At 44.1% G+C, this 24489-nt stretch carries 19 protein-coding genes; 15 read left to right on the top strand and 4 right to left on the bottom strand.

Annotation, left to right across the window (positions count from 1 at the left end; translation table 11 throughout):
- The first annotated feature begins 280 nt into the window (after positions 1-280).
- The 6 genes from MHI45_RS27080 (at position 281) to MHI45_RS27105 (ending at position 8186) form a co-directional block, all read left to right on the top strand.
- Positions 281-1234 carry an ABC transporter permease gene (locus MHI45_RS27080; RefSeq protein ID WP_445322147.1) on the top strand — a complete coding sequence of 318 codons (954 nt, stop codon included), beginning with the start codon at positions 281-283 and terminating at the stop codon, positions 1232-1234.
- 9 nt (positions 1235-1243) lie between these two features.
- Positions 1244-2143: a carbohydrate ABC transporter permease gene (locus tag MHI45_RS27085; RefSeq protein WP_341119717.1), complete on the top strand. Its 900-nt coding sequence runs from the start codon at positions 1244-1246 to the stop codon at positions 2141-2143.
- A 30-nt stretch (positions 2144-2173) separates the two neighbouring features.
- On the top strand, positions 2174-3835 hold the full coding sequence (locus tag MHI45_RS27090; RefSeq protein ID WP_341119718.1) for an ABC transporter substrate-binding protein: 1662 nt from the start codon (positions 2174-2176) through the stop codon (positions 3833-3835).
- Positions 3836-3907: 72 nt separating this feature from the next.
- Positions 3908-4945, top strand: a complete 1038-nt coding sequence (locus MHI45_RS27095) for a glycoside hydrolase family 88/105 protein (protein ID WP_341119719.1) — start codon at positions 3908-3910, stop codon at positions 4943-4945.
- Between the two features lie 120 nt (positions 4946-5065).
- A complete protein-coding gene (locus MHI45_RS27100; protein WP_341119720.1) occupies positions 5066-6844 on the top strand; it encodes a rhamnogalacturonan acetylesterase in 1779 nt (592 codons plus the stop codon).
- Between the two features lie 4 nt (positions 6845-6848).
- Positions 6849-8186: a glycoside hydrolase family 28 protein gene (locus MHI45_RS27105; RefSeq protein WP_341119721.1), complete on the top strand. Its 1338-nt coding sequence runs from the start codon at positions 6849-6851 to the stop codon at positions 8184-8186.
- Positions 8187-8783: 597 nt separating this feature from the next.
- On the opposite strand, the gene MHI45_RS27110 is transcribed toward MHI45_RS27105, so the two are convergent.
- Both MHI45_RS27110 and MHI45_RS27115 read right to left on the bottom strand, forming a co-directional pair.
- Entirely contained in the window at positions 8784-9395 is a 612-nt protein-coding gene (locus MHI45_RS27110; RefSeq protein WP_341119722.1) for an SGNH/GDSL hydrolase family protein, read from the bottom strand.
- A gap of 133 nt (positions 9396-9528) precedes the next feature.
- Positions 9529-11238 (bottom strand): glycoside hydrolase family 2 protein, encoded by a 1710-nt coding sequence (locus MHI45_RS27115; RefSeq protein ID WP_341119723.1) that lies wholly within the window; start codon positions 11236-11238, stop codon positions 9529-9531.
- Positions 11239-11390: 152 nt separating this feature from the next.
- Between MHI45_RS27115 and MHI45_RS27120 the strand changes: the two genes are divergently transcribed.
- Both MHI45_RS27120 and MHI45_RS27125 read left to right on the top strand, forming a co-directional pair.
- Positions 11391-12233: an AraC family transcriptional regulator gene (locus tag MHI45_RS27120; RefSeq protein WP_340894065.1), complete on the top strand. Its 843-nt coding sequence runs from the start codon at positions 11391-11393 to the stop codon at positions 12231-12233.
- Positions 12234-12497: 264 nt separating this feature from the next.
- Complete coding sequence (locus tag MHI45_RS27125) at positions 12498-16724, top strand: rhamnogalacturonan lyase family protein (RefSeq protein WP_341119724.1); 4227 nt, start codon at positions 12498-12500, stop codon at positions 16722-16724.
- 84 nt (positions 16725-16808) lie between these two features.
- Here the strand turns inward: MHI45_RS27125 and MHI45_RS27130 are convergent, their stop codons facing one another.
- On the bottom strand, positions 16809-17279 hold the full coding sequence (locus tag MHI45_RS27130) for an SDR family oxidoreductase (RefSeq protein WP_341119725.1): 471 nt from the start codon (positions 17277-17279) through the stop codon (positions 16809-16811).
- Between the two features lie 184 nt (positions 17280-17463).
- Here MHI45_RS27130 and MHI45_RS27135 point away from each other — a divergent pair, with 184 nt between their 5' ends.
- Both MHI45_RS27135 and MHI45_RS27140 read left to right on the top strand, forming a co-directional pair.
- The gene (locus MHI45_RS27135; protein ID WP_341119726.1) at positions 17464-18051 is read left to right on the top strand and encodes a FecCD family ABC transporter permease; all 588 of its coding nucleotides are present in this window, start codon (positions 17464-17466) and stop codon (positions 18049-18051) included.
- A complete protein-coding gene (locus MHI45_RS27140) occupies positions 18048-18656 on the top strand; it encodes an ABC transporter ATP-binding protein (protein WP_340894060.1) in 609 nt (202 codons plus the stop codon). The genes MHI45_RS27135 and MHI45_RS27140 overlap by 4 nt, the downstream gene beginning before the upstream one ends.
- Before the next feature lie 569 nt (positions 18657-19225).
- Here MHI45_RS27140 and MHI45_RS27145 read toward each other — a convergent pair.
- Positions 19226-19960 carry an IclR family transcriptional regulator gene (locus MHI45_RS27145; protein ID WP_341119727.1) on the bottom strand — a complete coding sequence of 245 codons (735 nt, stop codon included), beginning with the start codon at positions 19958-19960 and terminating at the stop codon, positions 19226-19228.
- A 294-nt stretch (positions 19961-20254) separates the two neighbouring features.
- Here MHI45_RS27145 and MHI45_RS27150 point away from each other — a divergent pair, with 294 nt between their 5' ends.
- From MHI45_RS27150 to MHI45_RS27170, 5 genes are all read left to right on the top strand, one after another.
- Entirely contained in the window at positions 20255-20731 is a 477-nt protein-coding gene (locus tag MHI45_RS27150; protein ID WP_340894058.1) for a heme-degrading domain-containing protein, read from the top strand.
- The gene (locus MHI45_RS27155) at positions 20731-21480 is read left to right on the top strand and encodes an SDR family NAD(P)-dependent oxidoreductase (protein ID WP_340894057.1); all 750 of its coding nucleotides are present in this window, start codon (positions 20731-20733) and stop codon (positions 21478-21480) included. The genes MHI45_RS27150 and MHI45_RS27155 overlap by 1 nt, the downstream gene beginning before the upstream one ends.
- Positions 21481-21519: 39 nt before the next feature.
- A complete protein-coding gene (locus MHI45_RS27160) occupies positions 21520-21813 on the top strand; it encodes a putative quinol monooxygenase (RefSeq protein WP_341119728.1) in 294 nt (97 codons plus the stop codon).
- 238 nt (positions 21814-22051) lie between these two features.
- Positions 22052-23725, top strand: coding sequence for a polysaccharide deacetylase family protein (locus tag MHI45_RS27165; protein WP_341119729.1), 1674 nt, complete (start codon positions 22052-22054; stop codon positions 23723-23725).
- Positions 23726-23785: 60 nt separating this feature from the next.
- Positions 23786-24487: a response regulator transcription factor gene (locus MHI45_RS27170; protein ID WP_341119730.1), complete on the top strand. Its 702-nt coding sequence runs from the start codon at positions 23786-23788 to the stop codon at positions 24485-24487.
- Positions 24488-24489: the final 2 nt, after the last annotated feature.

Raw genomic sequence — 24489 nt, forward strand, 5'->3', positions numbered from 1 at the left:
CTTTTGTTTTTTTGACTCAGAATTGCCTCCTTTCATTTGAATAATCAGTTATAGGCGTCCTAATGCTCAAAAATGAACGTCTAAACGAATACTCAGGATTTACGGTCTGTGAAAGGCAGGGATATGATGATTGCGACAAGCCGAAACCCGATTCTGAAACAGCAGCGGTGGCTGGAGTTAAGAAACTCTAAGGAAAATCAGATGTCATTAACTGGAGGTGAGTATGATAATCAAATGACGTCAGGGTAAGCTGAACGTCTACAGTTAAGGAGGCAAAAAGGTGAAAGTTGAAAGCGCTACAAAAAAGAAAAGTCCGGGTTTAAAATCACAACATAGCATTGCTAATAGCCTGCGGCAGGATTGGCAGCTATATCTGATTCTGGTCATTCCATTGTGCTTTGTTATCCTCTTTAAATATGCTCCATTGACCGGTTTGATACTCGCCTTTAAGGACTATAAGATTGCGCAAGGTTTCTGGGGTAGTGATTGGGTTGGTTTTGAGATATTCCGTGAAATTTTCTCAAAACCCGATTTTGCCCGTGCGCTCCGCAATACAGTAATGCTGAATCTGCTCGATCTTGTTTTCAGCTTTACAATGCCCATTATTCTTGCACTAATGCTTAATGAGATCAAAAATGTAAAATTTAAACGAGTGAATCAGACACTGCTGTATCTGCCGCACTTTCTCTCCTGGGTTATTATCGGTGCGATAGCCTACCAGCTTCTTGGAGAAGGAAGCGGTGCAATTAATAATGCGATTTCTGGCTTAGGAGGAAATAGAATTCCATTTCTGCAGGAGGATACTCACTGGTTGTTCAGCTATCTGTTTATAGGTGTCTGGCATAGCATGGGGTGGGGAACTATTCTATATCTTGCAGCAATCAGCGGAATTAATCCGGAATTGTACGAGGCGGCTATTGTTGATGGAGCAGGACGGTTTCGCAAAATGTGGAACATCACAATTCCCTCGATCCGGTTTACCATTATCACCTTGCTTATTATGAACCTAGGTAAAGTAATGGAGGGCTCATTCGAGCGAATATATTCCCTTCAGAATAAAGCCACAACGGAGTTCACTACGACAATACCGGTACTGGTGTATCGCTGGGGGATAGAAAGCGGCAACTTTAGCCGCGCCACGGCACTCGGGTTATTTCAGGCAATCATTGGGCTGACAATGGTACTACTGGCTGATCGTGTTGCCAAAAAGCTCGGTGAAGACGGAATATTTTAGGAGGGCAACATGAAATCATTTAACGGCGGATTGGCCGTACACTCCAAAAAGCAGATTGATATCTGGGGGATTTTAATCGGATTTGCACTTATTGTCTTTTCTCTAATCTGTTTGCTGCCTTTTGTACATGTAGTCGCAAAATCGTTCAGCCAAGATGCGTATGTTATAGCCAACAAGGTTTTCTTGTGGCCCCTGGGGTTCAATACAGAAGCTTATAAGAAAATATTTGCCGATCAAAGCATTCTCAGATCCTTCTATATTTCAGTAACTATAACTGTGCTGTTCACACTTATTGGGATGGTTATTACCATTTTGGCAGCATACGCCCTATCACGTCCGCAGTTGAGATGGCGCGCGGTACTTACAATGATATTTACATTCCCGTTGTTTTTCCATGGGGGAATCATTCCCGAATATATGATGATCAATAACCTGGGGATGCTGGACACCGTATGGTCACTCATTTTGCCGCTGGCGTTCAGTTCGTTTAACCTGATTATTATGAAAAGTGCACTCAAGAACACTATTCCTATAAGTCTCGAGGAGTCAGCCCGAATTGACGGTGCCGGACACTTCCGGATACTGTGGAGCATTGTGCTCCCCTTATCCAAACCGATTATTGCGACGCTGTCCCTATTCTATGCCGTGGGTCGATGGAATTCCTATCAGGATGCTTTGTTCTATATTAAGCAGAATACGGATTTACGGCCCTTACAGCTTAAGTTATATTACCTGATTATCCAGGCGAGTGAAAGCTTCCAACTGGAAGCTACGCAGGTGTCATTGAGCAACCCTGAAATCCTGAAGGCCTCGTGCGTGGTGTTCGCCACCCTGCCCATTCTCTGTGTGTATCCGTTTATCCAGAAATATTTTGTTCAAGGTTCTATGCTGGGAGCGATCAAGGAGTAAATCAAGCAAATTATCATAGGGGGAATTTGAATGAATCTAAAGAAAGTATCTCTTGTTGTACTTGCGTTAATGATGGTAAGCAGTCTCTTGGCTGCCTGTTCGAACAACAACAGCTCAAAAAGCAGTAACTCAGGCACTAAAGAATCGGCTGCTCCTACAAATTCAGAAAGCAAAACAAACAGTGCTGCAGAAGGGGAATATGCTGATTATTCCAAAGGGTTCAGCGAGAAGGTCACCCTTGAGCTTCCTGTCTATGAGCGTGCCTTCGAAGGTTGGAATGTGACCGATAATTATTATACACGTTGGATTCAGAAGGAATTCGGTGACAAATATAATATTAATGTAAAATTTGTTCCGATTACACGCAAAGGTGAAGTAACAGATTACGAGCAGCTGCTGGCTTCCCACAATGCTCCAGATATAATTTTTCACTATGATATGCCTCAGGCTCTGGCCTACTATAGTGAAGATGTCATGCAAGAGTTGGATCTTAATGAAATCGCTTACTATGCTCCGGCTTACTGGAACAATATGCAAGATACCATCAAGCAGTATGGCCAAGTCGATGGCAAGAATACCTTCTTCTTCGCAGCCCGTCCGGATGCAGATAATTCTGTGCTTCTAATCCGCAAAGACTGGGTGGAGAAGGTTGGAATGAAAGTGGAGGATATCACCTCCATGGAGAAATACAATGAATTACTTATGAAATGGAAAGAAGCCGGTATCGGAACAGGAGCTGAGGGCCTGAAGCAAAACAACTATAACTTTAACTATAACTTCCGGGATTGGCCGATTATTAAAGAAGAACGAGCTCTTTACTCCGATCTGGGAGTTGCGGATCTGACGACTCCTGCTACAGAACGGTATTTGCGCAATCTGAATTACCAATACAACAACGGTTTGATTGATAAAGAGTTCTATCTGCGTGGTGATGCGGAAAAGACCAAAGCACAGTTTGTAGCCGGAAATACGGGCACTTTCAATCTTTATTTAACCAACAATACAGATGTCATTGAGGCAACGCTGAAAAATGATCCGAAGGCTGATTTTGCCGTATTGCCTCGTGCGTCATTGGTACCAGAAGGCTATAAACCGCAGGCACGGGCCTATTGGCCGTTTGGTCTTATTATGGGAATTAACTATGATTCCACGGATCTGGAGCGCATTGCCGTGTGGATGTATTTAGACTGGCTAAGCCAGCCGGAGAACCTGTTCTTTATGCAGAACGGTGTTGAAGGCCAGAATTATACGCTGGATACTGAGGGAATCCCTGTTGTCAATTCGGATTTCAAGGGAGACTCTGTACTGGCTCAAAATAACAACAAGGACTATTGGGCGCTTATTACTGAGATGGTACAGTATGACGACCCAGAAACAACGCGCAAAGCCTATATTCGTCAGTGGGCGCCTCCAGGCTACGAGTATCTGGCTGAGGATATGCTCGAAAATTATGCAGAGACTGCCGAGTACCGTACACCGGATGCGCTGTTCAGTGTTGTGCTGGAAAAAGTGAATGAGTATAAGACAGACCTGAACACACTTTTCCAAGAGCTGTATATCAAGTGTGCTCTTGCTCCAGAAGATCAGTTCGACGCTGTCTATGAGGCTGCTAAGAAAACATATCTGGATGCAGGCTACCAGGAAATTCTGGATGAGAAGCAGCAAGCAATTGATGCAGGACTATTCAATTAGAAATCTATAAATGAGGACCAGTAGAACCTCACCTTTCAGGTGGGGTTCTGCTAAAAGGAGGATTGCACCGTTTTGAAATTAGAAACGACAGATGTGAATCTCAAGAAGGTTGTAGACAGCGTGGTTGATTACACGCTTGGCATGGATATGACATGGAACTGGCCTTGCGGAGTTGCCTACTATGGAGTCAGTCGCGCATTTGAAGTGACAGGAGAGCATCGTTATCTTGAACGAATGGCTGACTGGTGTGACGAATATTCTATGGCGGGACTCCCGGCGCAATGGACAGTCAACACTTGTGCCATGGGTCATATGCTGCTAACTCTGTATGAACAGACCAAGGAACAGAAGTTTCTTGATCTTATCGTAAGCAAGCTGGACTTTTTGGATAACAAGGCTTTGCGTTTCGCAGACCGGGTGTTCCAGCATACCGTATCAGAAAAAAATGATTTTCCGGAACAGGCGTGGGCAGACACTCTCTTTATGGCAGCATATTTTGAATTGCGTGCAGGTGTGCTGCTTGGAGAGAAGAAGCTGATTGAAGATGCACTTCATCAATTTTTCTGGCATATCAACTATTTACAGGATGAAGGCACCAGCCTGTGGTATCACGGATACAATCATATTATGCAGGACCATATGTCTGGTATTTACTGGGCACGCGCCAACGCCTGGGCGGCCTATACGATGTCTAGAGTAAACAAGGTTTTGCCAGAATCCTACCTGTATCCACCGTATATGCATATTTCCAGCTCACTGCGTGACCAGTTAGCTGCCGTCAAAAAGCTCCAGAAACCTGATGGACTCTGGGGTACAGTACTCGATTACCCTGAAGCCTACGGTGAGGTATCAGCTACAGCGGGGATTGCTGCGGCAATGGTTATGCAGGGAAATCCTTTGCATTATCAATATGTTAACCGGTCATTGCAAGGTTTGTTAGATAATATTGCTGATAACGGGCGTGTACTGAATGTATCAGGCGGTACAGCTGTTATGAATGATCTTTCCGGCTATCTGAATATTGACAGGAAGTGGGCACAAGGATGGGGGCAAGGATTGGCGCTTGCCTTTTTGTCCGCTGTCATTGAAAAAACGGACATAAATAAGTAGAACATTGACAGGGCCATCACTAGACAAATGATTATTAAGTTATAAATGACGCCACTCCCCTAAAGGAAGAAGGCGTCATTTATAGTGATTAGCCCAAAAGATTTAAGAGGAGGCAGGAACATGTATTCAAGGACGTATACGTTCTCTGGACATCTCAGTGACAGAATGATTCAATTACCAGCTGAATATATGTTTCAGGAAGAAGCTGGTAGCGGATTCATTCCATATATTGAGCCAGTTGGTAAAGGAAAGGACAGATTTAAAGGGTATGCAGGCTGGTACCCTAACCCGGAAGTAGAACAAGCAAGAGAACAAATCGAACTGCTTCAGACAGAATATGGGGTTGAACTGCATGAGGAGGGGTGGCCTCTGCGTTTCAGAGCGGTCGTTCCAGAACCGGGAATATACTCAGTGAAGATCCAGATTGCTGGAGGAGAAGAAGGAATATCAAAGCTGAATCTGTACTCTGGTCGCCGTAATCTGGTCAGACGTGATATTCAGATTGCTCACGGAGAGATCTTCACTTATCAATACAGGGTACATCTTTGCGATTATATACCGGTTGTCGGACAGCCACCACGAGATGACTTGTCTGTTTATATCACAGCTACAGGCACTATAGCCCGTATAAGTGAAATCATAATCAAGAAATCCGAGGCTCCGACGTTATTTCTGGGCGGAGATTCTATTGTGGCGGATTATGTCACCCAGTATCCCTACAATCCGCTTACATCAGGTGGATCATGGGGGCAGCATCTGCTTCAATATTTTAATAGGGCCGCAATCGACAATCAGGCGCATGGCGGAATGACGACGAACTGTTTCCGGGATGATGGCCATTGGGAGATTGTCAGCCAGTGTATCCGTCCAGGAGATGTCTTCATGTTTCAATTCGGCCACAATGATCAAAAAAGAAGAGGACTAGCCGCCTTTACTGGATATTCTGCAAATTTACGCTGGTATGTCCACCAAGTAAGAAGCAAGGGCGCAACTCCTGTGATTGTTACATCTCTTAGCCGAATTCCCGGACAGGATGATCAAGGCTGGTATGATCTGCTTGAAGATCATGCTGAAGCCTGCCGTAGAGTAGGAAGGGAGTGGCAGGTACCTGTTATTGATCTGCATGAGTACAGCTTCCGGTTATTCTGCCAGATGGGAAGGAACAACCTTAAAGGGTACTTTAAAGATCAGGCACATACAAATGATTATGGTGCTATGCTGATGGCAGAATTTATTGCCTCAGAGATCAAACGTCAGAAAATTGAGCCTCTATGCAGGTATATGAATGGATTCAGCCCGTTGCCCTGGGTACCAGATGAGTCCTTAAGGCCTCCTGAACAGCTGTCACCTCTTGAGCAGCCCGAACTGCCTATCCTTCCTACAGATTTGCCTGAGCTGCCTTATGCAGACTGTATAGGCATCAAGGAGCTGGATGGATTAAAGGAAGCATTGGCTAATGGATTACTTGATCCAACACTGAAATATTTTCATCCCTATGCCGAGATGCCAAGGGGACAATTCGCCTTTGTATTTCTTAAAGCGGCGTCTTACCCTAAGCGGCCTTATCAGGGCCGGTATTGTGATCTGTACAATTATGAATTTGATGCCCAGAATGTACAAGCCTTGATTGACGGAGGGCTTATCGATGAGCGGACTACTCCCGGGGAACGGTTCAGACCTGACGATGCACTGACTGGGGAAGAATTACTTAGCTTCATCATCCGTCACCTTTATAGAGAAGATGGCCAAAATTACAGCCTTGAAGATTGCGAGATGCAGGCACGGAGTATAGGTCTAATATGGGAGGGTTACGGGCCCTCTAAGAAGGTCAATCGGGCAGATTGTGTAATTGCCCTGGTACGAATGATCAAGTTATCCAAAATTATAAGGGAGAGATAAAACAATGCTAAAAAATAATTTTTATGGAACCCCTTTTGAAATGGAAGAAATACTGGAACCGTGTTTTCCGGGGCAATATTTCCGTGCTGAGGATTACCGGCTCTCTGCTAAGGGGCAATCTGATGATTATCAAGCAATTCAAAGGGCGGTTGATGCTTGTTCCGCTCAAGGAGGCGGTACAGTAATTGTATCCCGGGGAGACTGGAAATCAGGTCCAATCCATTTAAGAAGTCATGTTCACCTGTCACTTGAGAAGGATACCGTTATCCATTTCAGCGATACCTTCACCGACTATCTTCCGGTAGTTTTTACGAGATGGGAAGGTATGGAATGCTACAATTATTCTCCGCTGATCTACGCCATTGATTGTGTGAATATTGCGGTTACAGGTGAAGGCACGCTGAACGGAAGCGGAGAAGCCTGGTGGCATTGGAAGCAGCTGCAGCAGACCGCAGCAGATAAGCTGTGCTATGCCGAGAGAGACGGAATCCCTGTACAGGAGAGAGTATATGGTACGGAGGAGGCTGCATTAAGACCCTCTTTCATTCAACCTGTCAACTGCCGGAATGTGCTAATTGAAGGAGTTTCCATTCATAACGGCCCTCAATGGACTGTACATCCGGTGTATTGCGAGAATGTGATTATCCGCGGGATTGATATTGTCAGCTGTGGCCCCAATACCGATGGGCTTAACCCTGACTCTTGCAGAAATGTGCTGATTGAGGATTGCAGCTTTGAGACTGGGGATGACTGCATCGCGATCAATTCCGGCATGAATGAGGATGGCTGGCGGGTGAATAAGCCTTGCGAGAATATTGTAATCAGGAACTGCGTGATGAAGGAAGGTCATGGAGGATTAGTCATCGGCAGTGGCATGTCCGGGGGAGTGAGGAATATTTATGCGACGCATTGCCAGATTGGCGGGGGAGATCGGGGCATTCGTCTGAAGTCAATGCGTGGCAGGGGCGGCTTCGTTGAAAATGTCTGGTTTGAACATATAGACATTAGCGACGTAAGGGAAGAGGCAGTACAGATCAATATGTACTATCCCTATAGTACGGTAGCTCCCAAAACGGCTACACCTTCAGATTTCAAAAACATAACAATCAAACATATTACGGGAACAGGTGCCAAGATCGCAGTAGAAATTAGAGGGTTACCTGAACACCGACTAAAGGATATCTGCCTTGAGAATATCAAACTAAATGCTGAAACGGCAATAGTCTGCACCGACGTGGAAACTATAGAACTCCGGGAAATCGATATCCATGCAAACGTCAATAAGAGTACGGAATTTGTGAATATCAATAGTTTGAAGGTTCAAGGGTTTTCAGTGAAGTAATCTAATAACCACAAGAGATGTGACGTAGATTTCATTACGGACGAGGGATACTTGGAGGCCTAAGTAATTAGGTCTCCTTACCATTTGTTAGTAAGAAGGATATTTTAGCAGCAAACTGAGGGGGGATATCGCTTTGAATAAAAAGCTTGTCCCATCCCCAGCACATCCGCAAGAATCTGCTTCTGATCACGAATCACCTAGCCCATAAGCCGGACCTTGGCGTCCACCTTCTCACCTTCGGACAAGGACATATCCTCCTTGAATCCGCTATCCTTAATCCCGCGCATGCCCATGCTGGAATTAAGGATGGTTTCTATGGATTGGACTTGAAATGACTGAATAAAGCCAGATCAGCCTTTGACTGTAACTGGTTGCCAATGTCATCAATTGAGCGGAAAAATGTGACTCATAAAGGAGGATTGACATGTCAGATAACGTCATATCCTCCCGCAAAAAACTGCGAAGGGGTGTATCATGGCAGCCGGGACAACGACAAGTTCGATGGATATGGATCAATTCATTGACAGCGTGACTGCAATATACGACTACATCAAAGCAAAGAGGCCTTGAGGTACTCTTTCAACTTTACGCCAATATCTAAATCCTGTTATCCAGGAATCCGGCAATAAACGCTGCCTGCATACGTTGAACATCCTGGTTAAAATGCACATGATCGATGTATGCTTCGTCACCAAACACTTTAGTAAACGAATATAGGTCGAGGATGGAAATCCCGCCGGCAGCCATAATTTCATCGGCGATGGCGTTGTAAGCCTCCACATCCTCATGGTAGCGGTGAAAAGAGATGGTGGATCTTGAATTATGAATGGACTCTATTGCGTCCGTGGTCCTGACCCAAATCGGCACTGTTGCCATTTTCTTAACTAATTCAGTAATATTTTCTATATTATATTTATATTGGGGAGTAGGTACCTGTTTTTGTCCCGTAAGAGGATCGGTTTTGATATCATGCAAGCCACAATTAATGAGCAGCACATCATACTTCACCCCATTTTTCTGTTCCGAGAGGAGGTAATCCAGTACCATTCCACTATCTCCTCCATTAGATCCTACAGCTTTGTCTAGATCAGCCAAAGCTTGATCTTCTCCCCGTTTCCGGTCATAAAAAAAGCGCGCTCCGACCATTACTTTTAAGTAGGGGCCATACTTGATGGAAATGCTATCTCCCACAACAAAGAGTTTTCTCATGTAATCACGTCTCCTTAGACATATCTTATCGATCAGATAAAAACATAAATTACCATATGCAAACATGAAGGCCAACAGCATAATGGGTCTGTCTCAATAGAGGGACAGCGCCTCGAGTTACAATGTAAAAGAATTATTCCGTCCAGGAGCGGTAGATCCTGCGTACTTCGCGGAAGGACTGCTTAGGCTTACGATACTCGTTAACCAGACCCTTGTTGTTAAAACTGCGGGCACGATCACGGAAATGTTTGCTGCTGCTCTTCAGATCGCCACGGATATCTGCAAACTGCCAAATGTAAGTACCGCCAATTTTTGGGTCATTCTTAAAGATACGTAATGCTTCGGTGACGATATAGGCCTGATAATCTTCACTGAATAACCTTGGTTCCCAGCCTACGTCTCCGAACAGCCCGGCGCCGCCAAATTCAGTCATAAGCACCACCTTGTCACCGGCGCCTAACTGCTCTGCCCGCTTATGGAATTGTTCCAACAACCCTTCGAATCCGCTAACTTCTCCTTCATACCAGCCCAAATATTTGTTTATGCCGATAACATCGAATAGAGGCATCACAATATCCTCAAGCGGGTGCATTGTAGCATAGGCGATGAGTCTAGAGGTGTCTAATGTCTTCACCCGTTCGACCAGAGCCTGTGTAAATGCGAAAGCTTCCTGTGTACGGGTATCAATTTCATTATGAACAGACCAGAATACCACACTCGGATGATGAACATGCAAGCCGATCATTTCTTCGATCATAGTTAGCGCGCGCTCCTGGAAAAGTGGCTCACTTACCGTTTCGTTCGGCAGGAAAGCTCCCCAAATTGGAATTTCGCTCCAAAAGACGATGCCATGCTCATCGAGCAGGTCAAGCCAATAGGGGCTTTGGGGATAATGTGAGCCACGGACGGAATTACAGCCAAGCTCAAGGAGGATACTTAGTTCCTTATGCATGAGCTTCGGAGGGAAGGCAAAGCCCCATTCGGGATGCTCCTCATGACGATTTACACCCTTAAGATAAACAGGAGCGCCGTTAATCAGAATTCGGTGGTCTTTTGTCTCAATATGGCGGAAGCCGGTCCGCTCAATCTTGTCGTCTTCCTCTGTCCGTAACTGGAAGCTATACAATTCCGGACGGCCGATATTCCATAGACGAACCTCCGGCAACAGCAACTTGAACGTATGGCTTAAGGTCTGACCTGCTTCAATCTGTACTTCTTCCGAATGCAATTCTTGTCCACCTTCACTGAATGCCAGTTTCGTGGTATGTGCGGTTTGGAGGAAGGAGCGGAGCTGTATATGAACAGACACAGCTGCAGCTGTACCTTTCAGCTCATAGGCAATCTTCAGCTGTTCAATATAAAGATCAGGCAAGTGTTGCAGCTCCACCGACCGGATGATGCCGCCGTAATGGAACCAGTCTACCTGCTCGGTCGGAATCGTAAGACGGTCCAGCGTGCTGTTTGTCCGGATCACAAGCTCGTGCTCTCCTGCTGCCATGGAGGGAACTATAAATTCAAATGGAGTATATCCGCCATAGTGATATCCAAGATGCTGCCCATCCAGATATACATCGGAATGCCCAAGCACGGCATGAAAGATTAGTCTAATGTTATGTGTGTTCTCGATATGGATTGTTTTTCTATACCAGCCTATCCCTTCATATTCGTATAAGCCAAGCTCGTTATTCCAGCATGAGGGTACATAAACAGATTGTGAGGGATGTGGAAATCGATTATACCATTTATCTTGGACACCTATATTTAATGGATCTTTTACAAAATCCCAAGGTCCGTCCAGCAGCTCTGTTCTCCGGGTGTGATGCTCACGAAAAGTTCTTACCAATTGTGTTCCTCCTCATTATTACGTTTATTAATTGCGAATTGCAGATATCATGATAGTATGGATAGTAACATTAAGAGTGCAGGCATTGAATAGAAAAAATAGCTAATAGCTTGTAAAAAACGCGCTTTGGAACAGAAAGAGGAGGATGTCTATTGAAAACACACGGCTATAATCTGAATAATCTCACCGTACACATTCATTTTGTGTTAAATAAAAATACATATCCAGGCTGGGAGGATATCCGTAATCTGGTGAATGTTCATAGCTTGTATTGGGTTCACGAGGGTGAGGGCATATTTAAGACCAATATTGAACACAAGGTAGAAGCAGGAATGCTGATTTACTTAAAGCCTGGCCTTCAAATGTCTATGCGCTCAAAGTCGGATGATCCGCTTCGAATGACGATGCTTTTATTTGATTGCGCGGAGCTGCCGTATGATGCGGTATGGAAGGACATAGTTCAAATTGAGGCCTTGAATATCCCCTTTTTAAGCCATTACTCCCAAAATGAAGCTGGAGAATTAGGGTATTTGTTCCGCGATATTCACCAGGAATGGATGCCGGGAATGACTGCTGGTGCAGCTGTATCCCAGGCGAAATTACAGATTTTACTGTATAAGCTGCACCAGACTTTGCAGGCGGATTGGAATTTAGCAGGTTCTGGAGCTATGGCCGCCTTTGAACAGATTAAGAATAAGCTTGAGAATTCATATATGATCCACCACAGGATTGCAAAACTGGCCAATGAGTACGGAATTTCAGCCTCTCACTTGAGAAAACTATTCTTAAAATATACAGGCAGGGGTCCTAAGGAATATCATATGCACATTCAAAACGAACAGGCTTGCCGTTATCTCGTATTCACGGATTATACAATTAAGGAAATTGCCAAGTTATGCGGATATTACGAGGAATATCATTTTAGCAAAATATTTAAACAAATGAACGGAATCCCGCCAACGGTATATCGGAGCAGACAGAGGGAGGAGACATAAATAATCTCAAAAGAACCATAGACGGTGTTAAAGCATCGAAACATACAATTTCTCGATGTTTTTTTCCATTTTAAACCAACACCCTGCATGATATTATCTCATTTATAAGAGTTGACATTGGAACTGAAAAGGTTATCCATGTCAGCTTACTATGTGGAGGGAGTGTGGAAAATAAAAAAAATTATAAATGAGTATAAATGTAAGCGTTTTCTGCTATGTGCTGTTAAATGTTTTTAAACTTTGAAAGCAGGTGAGGCACAAAAAATGAACTTTGTAAAGAAATGCGCAATGACAAAGGTTGTACTGTCGTGTTTTATCATTGTTTCAACATTGTTTCCCGCATTCGCATATGGCGCTGAGCAGGTGGAAATTACTCAGGCACAGCCTTCACTACTGTCGCTTAAATATGATTTCGGAACAGCTTCGGGCGCCGTTATGGAGGGCTATAGCGGTGTGCATGAATCTTTGCTGTACACGGGTGAGCTTGGCTACGGGTTAGACCTGGGCATAGGATCCAGAAATCGCTCAGGAGGCGATGAGCTTACTAATGATTTTGTGCTTGGCTCATCCTATAAGTTCCTGGTAGACCTGCCAAACGGCAATTATGACATTACGGTCTATTCAGGGGATCTGCTTACGGGAACAAGTACAACCAAAACAAAGGTTTCACTTGAAGGCATAGCAGCCGGCATGATTACCAGCAAACAACAGGTCAATCAGGCTACGTATCATACTAAGGTAAGCGATGGCCAACTTACTGTAGACATTTCCGGAAATGACAGCAGCGGATATTTAAATGCACTGGTTGTTCAAAGAGTATTGGCGGCACCACCTGCAGCACCTGAGGGACTTGCTGTTACTGCCGTTAAAGATAACAGTGTATCGCTTAAATGGAGTACAGTGACTGATGCAGTATATTACAAAGTGTATCGCAGTGCTGAAGTTGAGGATACTTTATTACTAGGAGTAACTGACGCCACGTATTATACGGATGAACAAGTAACCCAAAATATTAATTACTCCTACTATGTAACCGCTATCAATTTGGAGGATACAGAATCAGGCTTAAGCACCCCCGTGGTTGTAAAAGTTAAAGACTTTACAACCAAGCAATCTCAATATCGTTTTGACTTTGGCCCTGTCGGCGCTCCAGTTGCCGAAGGCTTCACTGAAGTAACGCGTAATGTTATTTATACACCGGAGTTGGGTTACGGGCTTGTATCCAGTGCTGGAATGAGTGACCGTGACCGCGGTAATGGTACGGATGCATTACGCCGGGATTTTGTCATGGATTATGGCGGGTCTTATGAATTCAAGGTTGATTTGCCGAATGGTTATTATTCGGCCAAGATCTATGCCGGGGACTGGTCTGGCGCTACCAAAACAAATGTTGCGATTGAAGGTAAGGACTACGGCACCATTTCCTCTAATAAAGGGAAAATTTCAGAGAAAGAATATAGTCAGCTTCCGGTGAAGGATGGGCAGATAAATATGGTATTCAGCGGCACAACTGCTCATCTGAACGGAATAGAGATTACACCGCTTATGCTGGCACCCTCTAATCTGAAGCTGAATCAACTCGATTTAAACAGCGAGCCTGTAACGGCTTCCTTATCCTGGGATGAGCTTGAGGGAGCGGCAAAGTATAAAGTATACCGTCAGGCTAGTGTAGCCCTGAAGGCTGAGATACTAGGTGAATCATCTGAAACCAATTATACAGATGTAACAGCAGATCTCGGGATTGATTACCATTACTGGGTAACTGGGGTGGACAGTACCGGACAGGAGTCCGTCTCATCCAATGTGCTCTTGATATCCATGATTGATCCTTCCGTTGCTAAAGCCACAGTACCAAGCGGTTTGAAGCTGGACTCTATTCACAAAAATGATGTCAGCTTCAGCTGGAATAATAATTCTTCTGCAAAAATGTATAATATTTACCGCTCTAAGTCGGCGGATGGTGATTATACACTGATTGGTAAAACAAAGGAGTCATCCTACACAGACAGTACCATTCTGAGTACGATTCCTTATTATTACAAAGTAGCTTCCGTCAATACGGGTGGGATATCCGATTCCTCACCGGTTCTGGATACTCCCGTTGTTACATCATTATTCCGTAACATGGAAAGGCTTGACCGGGCGCCGGTAGCTGTTACAACAAGCGGCGGTAACTATATCAGCTGGCGTATGTTGGGGCTTGATCCTGATTTCATTGCCTTCAATGTATACCGTGACGGGATTAAGCTTAATGCTTCACCGCTGACTGGAAGTACGAATCTGCTGGATGCTAAAGGCACAGATAGCTCCGAATATACGATTAAGTCTGTAATAAACGGCTCAGAACAGCTTGCATCAGAAGCATTTGGCGTGTGGCAGCAGCAATATCTGTCAGTTCCGCTGGAGAAGCCTGCCGACAGCTATACCAAAGATGGTCAGCCGTATACCTACAGTGCAGGTGATGCCAGTGTAGGCGATCTGGACGGAGACGGGAAGTATGAGATAGTGATGTTGTGGTCGCCTTCAAAGAGCAAGGACAATTCACATTCCGGATATACCGGCATTGTGTACATGGATGCTTATAAGCTGGATGGGACGCGGCTCTGGCGGATTACACTCGGACCGAATATCCGCGCAGGAGCCCACTACTCTCCTTACCTGGTCTATGACTTTGACAGTGATGGACGGGCGGAGATTATGTTAAAAACAGCAGATGGAACGGTTGACGGTCAAGGCAATGTAATTGGTGATGCCAGTGCAGATCATCGTAACAGCTCAGGTTATATATTGCTGGGAGATGAGTACTTGACTGTCTTTGACGGACTGACCGGCAAGGCCATAGATACTGTCGATTATGATCCTCCGCGTGGAGATGTAGGATCTTGGGGAGATAGCTACGGAAACCGTGTTGACCGCTTCCTGGCTGCAGTAGCTTACCTGGACGGCGAACATCCAAGCGCTATCTTCAGCCGAGGTTATTACACTCGTACTGTACTCGCTGCTTATGATTATGAGGATGGGAAATTGAGCAAGGTGTGGCGATTTGATTCCAGTGAGGAAGGATATGAGGAGTATAGCGGCCAAGGTAATCATAATCTCTCGGTAGGCGATGTTGACCAGGATGGCAAGGATGAAATTACCTTTGGAGCAATGGCAATTGATGATGACGGACTGCCGTTATACAACACAGGGCTCGGACATGGTGATGCCATTCATTTCGGAGATCTGGATCCATCAAGACCAGGACTGGAAGTAGTCGATGTGCATGAGCATACGAACGCCAAATACGGCCTGGAAATGCGGGATGCTGAGACTGGTGAGGCAATCTGGGGGATCTATACTGGTCTTGATACCGGACGTGGAATGTCCGCTGACATTGATCCGAATTATGTGGGTGAAGAAGCATGGGCGGCAACGATCACAGACGGCCAGCATATCCCTGTAACGGGCATTTACAGCGCTAAGGGAGAGTTAATTACCACAAAGCTGCCGTCCTCAACGAATTTTGGCGTGTGGTGGGACGGTGACCTGTTGAGGGAGCTTATGGATAATAACCGGGTCGACAAGTGGGACTATGAAAACCAGACTACTGTCAATTTGTTAACAGCAGCTGGGGCATCGTCAAATAACTCAACTAAAGCTAACCCGAGCCTGCAGGCCGATTTGTTTGGAGACTGGCGCGAGGAAATTATGTGGCGCTCCACGGACAGCAGTGAAATGCGGATTTACACCACAACGGATCTGACAGATATCCGTATCCGCACACTCATGCATGATCCAATCTACCGCCTGGCAGTGGCGTGGCAGAACGTAGGTTACAATCAGCCGCCGCACCCTGGCTTTTATCTGGGTAGCGGAATGGAACCACCTCAAGCACCGGCTATACAGATTGTCGGCGGCGTTATGAAGGCGACGGATGCGCCTGGACAGCCGGTTCTATCCAATAACAATGGACAGGATACAGGGCTGCTTGACGGGGATTACCAGATTACAATGAATATGTGGTGGGGCAGCAATGGTACCGGCTATAAGCTGTATGAGAATGGCAAGCTTATCGACAGCCGCGCTATTACAGATGATTCTCCAGCGGAGCAGACACTGCTGACCAACGTTACCGGAAAAGCTAATGGCACATATACCTACACAGCTGAGCTCAGTAATTCTTTTGGCACGACCGTCTCCGTCCCACTTGTAGTGACAGTTAAAGATGCATCTCCCTCCAAGCCTGTCTTGTCGAATGACAACTGGGACGGGGACGGCAACTATAAGATAACGATGAATATGTGGTGGGGGACGAACGGCACGACCTATCGGTTGTATGAAAATGATAAGCTGGTCGACACACAGATATTTTCCGTTAATTCATCTAATTCACAGTCTGCTGTGACTGTAATTTCGAATCGGTCAAGCGGAGTATATGAATACCGGGTGGAGCTGGTGAATAATACAGGTATAACTGAAAGCGCAATAATGAAAGTAACGGTGAAGTAAAGGACTACGATTCTAGCGATGGAATAGAAGGAAAAGACCTCAGGTATTAGTAGATATCTGAGGTCTTTAGCATTCAGAGCTGGATTAGGATAACCCGGTCCATTGAAGACTCTGTTCATATAGTTTTTTCTGAAGAACAGTATCATAAGAAACTGTAACAGTTTTCGTGGGTTGCTTTCCAACAAAGTATGTGCCGGTAACATTGGTTAGATCAGGAGATGAAGCTAGATGAACTGAAGTTTCTGCCCCTTGTTCCGGACTTTTCATGAATAATTTGAGCAGAGGTTTTGCAAATGCAGGAGCTGTTCTTGACGACTGTGGGGTATATATAACTCCGGGATGGAGTGCGTTAACAATCACTTTCATATCTGATATTTGCTTAGCCATGTAGTATGTCATCATTAGAACAACTGTTTTGGCTTCCTTGTATGCATCCATACTTGAAAATTTGCGTTGCTGCTGGCTGAGTTGTTCAATGTCCCATTGCTTCGTTTGGGCGCTAGAGGCAACATTGATAATACGACCAGCACCAGAAGCCTTTAATTGATCAAGCAACAAATGGGTTAGCAGAAAGGGGGCTAATGCTAGCTATTCTATTTTTTGCCGCTGTGAATCTTGGAAGTATTCGTGTAAGCTTTCCTGCATTGCTGCGGGGTTTGTTTGTTGAATACAACGATAAGGTAGACATTATTTTTGATTTGCATTTCTTGGCGGACTTCTGGGCTGTGGGGCAGTATATTTGCTCTCATGGAGATCGGGACTTAGCCCTGTAAGAATTATTCTGATTGGCGTTGCAATAAATGCCGTATTTACCGGTCTCATAAGCGCGTTGGGATCTATAACCGGAAGTAAGCAAAGCGGCGTCATGGCGATAGTCAATGCTAATATTTCCATGAAAACATGGGACGATGTATATAATCTTCTGATTTATGTTCTTATCGGCCTGACAGCGGCAGTACTGGCAGCGGGGAAGAGTAATTTGCTGGCAATGGAAGATAAGACGGTAAGAAATTTAGGAGTGAATGTAATCGCATTGCGGCTGGCTGTTTCCTGCATTGCTGTCTTATTGGCCAGCATCTCCACGGCTGTTGCCGGAACAATCAGCTTTGTCGGTTTGATAGCCCCCCACATAGCCAGAATCATGGTTGGCTCCAATCATAAGGTACTGATTCCTTTTTCTATTCTGTTAGGAGGCTTTACCGTCCTGTTTGCGGATACGGTAGGCAGGGCGATTGCTCAGCCTTACGAGATTCCTGCTGCTGTAGTTATGGCCGTCATTGGCGGACCATTCTTCATTGTTTTGCTCAGAAGGAGTGATAAACCTTGATCAAAATCAATAATTTATCTTTCCGGTATGGAGAACGGGATATCCTGAAATCCATTTCAGCTTCAATCAGCATGCAGAAAATAACGGCTGTCCTGGGTCCGAATGGATGCGGTAAATCCACTCTGTTCGGGCTGATGACTAAAAATTTGAAGCCTTTAGACGGTGGAGTCTATTTAAACGGTCTGAATATTCGGAGCATTCGCTTGAAGGAATTTTCTCAACGTGTTGCCATTGTGCATCAAGTCAATTCCGCCCCTCAGGACCTAACCGTAAAGTCACTTATCGCAAATGGCCGCACGCCATATACAGCCTTTTTAAGCAGTAACAGCGAGGAAGATGAGCAGGCTGTGGAATGGGCGATGGAGGTGACGGAATTGCTGACATTTAAAGATCAGCCGTTTCATACGCTTTCCGGTGGACAGAAGCAGCGCGCTTGGATTGCAATGGCTTTGGCACAGAAGACTGGTATTCTGCTGTTGGACGAGCCCACCACACACCTCGATATTCGTTACCAGATTCAGATTATAGACCTGATCCAACGGTTAAACCAGAAGTATGGTATTACCATTAGGGGAATGGAATTGGAGACAGATGCCGTATCTTGAGTATTCTTTGAATAAACTGTGTGGTTCCTTAAGGGCTGATTGTGACCGTACAGGGACTCAGATGCACAAAAAGCAGTTGTCTGATTAAATTGCTTATCGTTCGGTTGTTCATTGTTTAGGTAGAATTGATATATTTTTTACCTTAGTCAGACAAAATAATGATAATTTAAATATAAAATAAGGATTTATGTTCTGACTTGTGTCAGGTAAAGTTACAGACATAAATGGAAAACACCTCCCTCTTTAGAAAATTCGGTAATCTGCTAACTTTTGAGCTAGCTTATTGGCAGAAAGAATGAGGACGATTCCGACAACAGACCGCAAGAGTCCGATGGCTGTACCCAAGCTGTATTGTCTCTCCACTAAGCCTACCCGCTGCTCTTAATTTACCCTTTTATGCAAAAATATTTTGTTACAGGAATTGTAGTAGGTTCTCTTAAAGAGTGATGAATAGAGAAGAATACAGCGTTCAAAAAGCGACTTGTCTGCGGATGAGTTGCTTTTTGTTTTGTACGCCAACTCTAAAGTGAAAGTAACGAACGGGCATGCCCTCCTATCCTGGCCGATTGTTAAATATTAGAAGCGATTTCGGAAACAACTCGCTTTAACTGCTCTACAATCTGATGACACAAGTCTTCCTGATATCGATGGCTAGGAAGCACAATACTGATTGCACCAGCTACGGTAGCGTCTGCCTTTACGATAGGAGCCGCGATGCAATAATAATCATCTGGAGACTCGAATTGAGTGTAATAACCCTCCTGCTTTATTGAAGACAATAATGCTGGGAGCGGAGTTTCGAAATGTTGCTTTTCATGGTATTCATCAATGCCTCCAAGAAATTCTGGTAGATGGGGGGCTGGAAGATTGGCCAGGATAACAAGTCCGATAGCGGAGCGGAAGGCTTCCTCAGTCGTCCCAACCATAGACGTAAATCTGAATTTGTGAACGGATTCAACTTTGTCGATATATAAAATTTTATTTTCAAAGGGCACAGCCAGATGAACGGTTTCATTATATTGTTCTGCAAGTTCCTCCATGTAAGGGTGTGCAATTTCTGTGATTGAAAAATCGGCTTCGAACTGTTTCCCCCATTCAAACAATTTCAACCCCAATGAGTATTTCCCGCTGCTCGGATTTTTGTAGAGCAGTTTTCCGTATTCCAAAGTGGAGACGATCCCGTGTAATGTAGTAATTTTCATACCTAGCAAATGGCTTAAGTCCGTCAAAGATAGTTTTCCGTTGTGTTTCGAAACATGTTCCAGCACGAAAATGGCTTTATCTATGGATTGAATCGTTTTCATAGTACCCCCATAAACTATTTATATTTTGTAATGTATTTGGTCGAACACAAACAACAAAGTTGTAGATCAAAGATCAATGCCCATAAACAATGGGATATCTAGGTATGAATATTCAAGCTGATGTCTTTTATGGACAAATTATAACAGTTGCTTGTCAACACTTCAATTATAGCGAAATCAATATGACATTACCGAATTCATTTGACTTCGCTCAGTGCCCATGATAATCTTTTTATACGATATTAGTGAAATGGATTCGACAATGTCGTAAATGAATTGAGGAGATGATTCATAATGAATGAAATAATGGAAAATTTGCTAGCTGAAGAAGATGAGCTTCAGTTTTCTTCCTTTACCAGCAAAGACGCAATACAGCTTGGACTACTATTTATTGAAATTGCAGAGGAGATGAACATGGGAGGGATTGGCGTTAAAATCGAAAAAAATAGACATGTCTTATTCACACATCTCATGGATGGGACAATGCCAGAAAATTCATACTGGTATGATCGGAAAAAGAACGTCGTTGACCGTTATTTTCATTCTTCGAAATTCGCAGAAGAAATGTTTAAAGCTTCAGGAAGTACTTTTAGCGAAAGCAGTCTTCTTGATCCTGGAGAGTTTCAAGCTGTAGGCGGCTCTTATCCGCTTCGCATTCAAAATGCAGGTGTTGTGGGTTCAATTACAGTGTGCGGGCTAACGGGTGAACTTGACCATCAAATCTGTGTGGAAGGTATTCGAAAATATCTGGGAAAGAAGGGGAACAACTAATGCGGGTGGTTATAACAGGCGGGACATCGGGCATGGGCTTAAGTGCGGCAAAGCTCTTTCTTGAAAGAGGCTGGAAAGTGTTGCTGGCTGATCTCAACGAAGTGCGCGGCGCTGCTGTAATGGAGGAACTACAAGATTTGGGGTATAAAGAGGTGTACTTTTTCAAATGCAACGTAGCTGTTGAAGCGGATATACAAAACTTATATGACTATACAATGAAAACCATGGGTGGTACTGACAGCATCATAAATAACGCAGGTATTTGGGCCGGCGGGATGCTGCACGAAACGAAAGAAGATGATTGGGATCGATTGTTTAATGTTGATGTTAAATCTATTTATTACACCTCTAAGTACTTTGTGCCTTACCTCATCCAGAATGGCGGAGGGACGATTGTGAACACCGCATCTGTATCCGGCATGGTCGGAGATTACGATATGGCTGCTTACAATGCCGCAAAAGGGGCTGTCGTTAATCTGGCCAGAGCTATGGCACTGGATTACGGAAAGTATAATATTCGGGTAAACAACGTCTGCCCTGCGGCTTGCGCGACGCCTATGTTTTTGTCGAATCCACCGGAAGTTATTGAATCGTTTAATCAAGCCAACCCGTTAAGACGAATTTGTACACCGGAGGAAGTGGCAAAAGCCATGTATTTCTTGGCCTCTGATGAATCAAGCTCAACGAATGGTTTGAACCTGACCGTTTCCGGAGGTTTGGAAGTGCACACGGGACAGCCGCTTCAATAGAAATGTAAACCAATCCATTAAGTTGAAGGAGAACAGAACATGATTATTATTCATGCTGATTTGAATGTACTTCCAGACAAGAAAGAGGCTTTTATAGAGGCGGTTAAACCGTTAATTCGTGCTTCTCAAGCGGAAAATGGTTGCATTCGTTACACGCTTATGCATGAAGTTGGAGAAGAAAAGCTTATTTACACATTTGTGGAGGAGTGGAAGGATCAAGCGGCTCTCGATTTCCACAACGCGACCGATCACTTTATAACCTTCGATAAGTTGGTACCATCTTTAACAAGTGGAAAAACGATGAAGGTTCTTACAACAACAGATACGAAATAAATGTTCAAGGTGGATTCTTATTTAGAATTGTACCCTTTCAGTTGAACTATAGGATAAATATCGCAATGCATAAATCTGCCATAGTTTTCTCATTAAAAGGCCGCTCGTAAAGAAGCGGTCTTTTTTTCTAGTGAAAGTTACAATTTGGATACAAGTTCTCTAAATTCCGAAATAATTACTACCTATACTCATAAGTACACTAATCCAATGATGGGTACTGAAAGTAGGTAAGTATATTATGAAACAACAACATGATCTAGCAAGGCGCATTATCCTTACTATAATGATAGTAGCCTCGATTGCCACAGTTGGGACCGGGAAGTCGGTAGCCAGTTCGTCTGAAAAAATGGTAGCGTTAACCTTTGATGATGGACCTGAAAAAAAGTATACCGGGAAAGTGCTTGATATTCTGAAAGATAACCAAGTCAAGGGAACTTTCTTTGTAATAGGAAAACAGGTCAAACAGTATCCCGATGTTATGAAACGTATCGCAAGGGAGGGGCATGAATTGGGCAACCATTCTTGGAGCCACCCCTATCTAACTAAGCTTAACAAAGAAGAGATTCATCAGGAACTATTAACCACAACTAAGGCGATTCGCGATAGTACGGGTATTACACCAGTACTAATGCGCCCTCCCTACGGTGCTATATCAGATCAGGTGAAGAAAGAAATTAATGCGTCTGGATATGTGCAGGCCCTATGGAATGTAGATACCCGTGACTGGACGGGCAACTCAGTTGCTGAGATTCTCAAAACGGTGAAGTCAAACTCTAGCAACAAGATCACTCTGCTGATGCATTCAGGCGGCGGGAACCGGGATAATACGATCAAGGCGCTTCCCCAAATCATTGATTATTATAAATCTCAAGGCTACACCTTTGTTACGATGTCTGTACTTAATGGTTTGGATGACAAAATCGAGTCACCGGCAGATTCAACTGATTATTTGAGTATCAAACAGAATTCAGACAGCGGTGATTCATCCCAATCCAGTACTGTGAATTCTGCTAGTGAGAAAGATGTTTTCTTAATATTCAATCAAATGAAAGTCAGTTTCCCGGATGCGAAGCCGTATGTAGATAAGAATAACAGGGTGCTGGCGCCTTTAAGATTCATAGCCGAGTTCTTGAACTTTAATGTCAATTGGAAACAAAGTGGCAGTGCTAAAACGATTACCCTTACCAAAGATAATTTAAATGTAGAATTGAATATTGGGGATCAATCTGCTGTTGTTGATGGAATACCTTTAGAAATGGATACAGCCGCAACGATACTTCATGATAATACATATGTCCCGTTAAGGTTTTTAGGTGAACTTATCGGCATGGATATTAAGTGGGACTCTGTCAATAATACGGTTACGCTATCTTACAAGAATGCTATAAATAACAATACTGATGAAGGGAATCAGACCAGCGAAACTCCTATATTGTCTGCACCAAGAGCTAATGTTCAACAAGCTAAAAATTGGGCGAAATCCAAGGGGGCAACAGATGTATTTATTGATCTGGCGGATATTATCTGGAATGAGGCTCCAAAAGCCGGGGTCGACCCCGTTGTCGTATATAGTCAGTCTGCAAAAGAAACCGGTTATGGAAAATTTGGAGGCGTACTTGATGAAACATTTTTGAATCCTGCGGGCTTAAAAACACAGTCCGGTGGTTCTGATATAGATGAGGGAGCACACCAACGATTTTTCAGTTGGGAGGAAGGAGTTAAGGCGCAGATCGATCATTTAGCGTTGTACGCGGGCGCCTTTGGTTATCCTAAACTGGATACCACTGACCCAAGGCATTTTCCGCATTTAATGGGTAAGGCCGTTACAGTTGAAGCATTAGGCGGAGCGTGGGCAGGCAGCCCATCATATGGTGTGGAAATTGTAAATATGATGTTAGAACTGAAATTCTGATAAAATAAAGAAGATAAAGAGACGGTTTTAGATATTGGAATTAGGGAGATTAACGCAGCCATGAATCAGAAAACGATATTATTAATTGAAGATGAAGACCCCATACGTGATTTACTTGCGTACTCCCTTCGCAAAGAAGGATTTGTTATCAAAGGAGCGGCTACAGGAACGCAGGGTCTGGAAATTCTGAAGCATTTCAAACCAGATTTGCTTTTACTGGACTTGATGTTGCCGGACATGAGCGGTTTTGATATTTGTAAACAAGTTTCTTTGGACTCCGCGATCCCGGTTATCATGATTACAGCCAAGTCCGACACGATAGACAAAGTTCTGGGCATGGAACTTGGAGCCGATGATTATATCACCAAACCTTTTGATATTAGAGAAGTGATCGCCCGAATTCGGGCGATTTTCCGCAGAATTGATTTAATAGGAGATTCTTTGGAGAACCAAACCTCTGAAGTTATCAATGTAGGGTCAGAGATACAGATTCATAAAGGTAAAAGGGAAGTGCTGAAAAGCGGAATGAAAGTCGGACTCACCAATAAAGAATATGATCTTCTATTATTTTTTGCAGAGCATAAGGGAAGAGTATTCAGCAGATCGGATCTCTTAGATAAGGTGTGGGATTTTGATTTTGCTGGAGATACCAGAACTGTAGATATCCACGTGCAAAGAATCCGTAAAAAACTGGATGAAGAAAACAGCCTATCCATAATAGAGACGATATTTGGTATCGGGTATAAGCTGGTATCGAGGTGAGA

The sequence above is a fragment of the Paenibacillus sp. FSL H3-0321 genome (genome assembly GCF_038002865.1).
Classification (GTDB): Bacteria; Bacillota; Bacilli; order Paenibacillales; family Paenibacillaceae; genus Paenibacillus_AQ.

Bases quoted from the DNA above. Each gene is read 5' to 3' on its own strand.
- MHI45_RS27145 (WP_341119727.1), bottom strand. From the start codon at position 19,960: ATGAAAACGATTCAATCCATAGATAAAGCCATTTTCGTGCTGGAACAT.
- MHI45_RS27110 (WP_341119722.1), bottom strand. From the start codon at position 9,395: ATGAGAAAACTCTTTGTTGTGGGAGATAGCATTTCCATCAAGTATGGC.
- MHI45_RS27090 (WP_341119718.1), top strand. From the start codon at position 2,174: ATGAATCTAAAGAAAGTATCTCTTGTTGTACTTGCGTTAATGATGGTA.
- MHI45_RS27100 (WP_341119720.1), top strand. From the start codon at position 5,066: ATGTATTCAAGGACGTATACGTTCTCTGGACATCTCAGTGACAGAATG.
- MHI45_RS27085 (WP_341119717.1), top strand. From the start codon at position 1,244: ATGAAATCATTTAACGGCGGATTGGCCGTACACTCCAAAAAGCAGATT.
- MHI45_RS27150 (WP_340894058.1), top strand. From the start codon at position 20,255: ATGAATGAAATAATGGAAAATTTGCTAGCTGAAGAAGATGAGCTTCAG.
- MHI45_RS27155 (WP_340894057.1), top strand. From the start codon at position 20,731: ATGCGGGTGGTTATAACAGGCGGGACATCGGGCATGGGCTTAAGTGCG.
- MHI45_RS27160 (WP_341119728.1), top strand. From the start codon at position 21,520: ATGATTATTATTCATGCTGATTTGAATGTACTTCCAGACAAGAAAGAG.
- MHI45_RS27165 (WP_341119729.1), top strand. From the start codon at position 22,052: ATGAAACAACAACATGATCTAGCAAGGCGCATTATCCTTACTATAATG.
- MHI45_RS27170 (WP_341119730.1), top strand. From the start codon at position 23,786: ATGAATCAGAAAACGATATTATTAATTGAAGATGAAGACCCCATACGT.
- MHI45_RS27125 (WP_341119724.1), top strand. From the start codon at position 12,498: ATGAACTTTGTAAAGAAATGCGCAATGACAAAGGTTGTACTGTCGTGT.
- MHI45_RS27105 (WP_341119721.1), top strand. From the start codon at position 6,849: ATGCTAAAAAATAATTTTTATGGAACCCCTTTTGAAATGGAAGAAATA.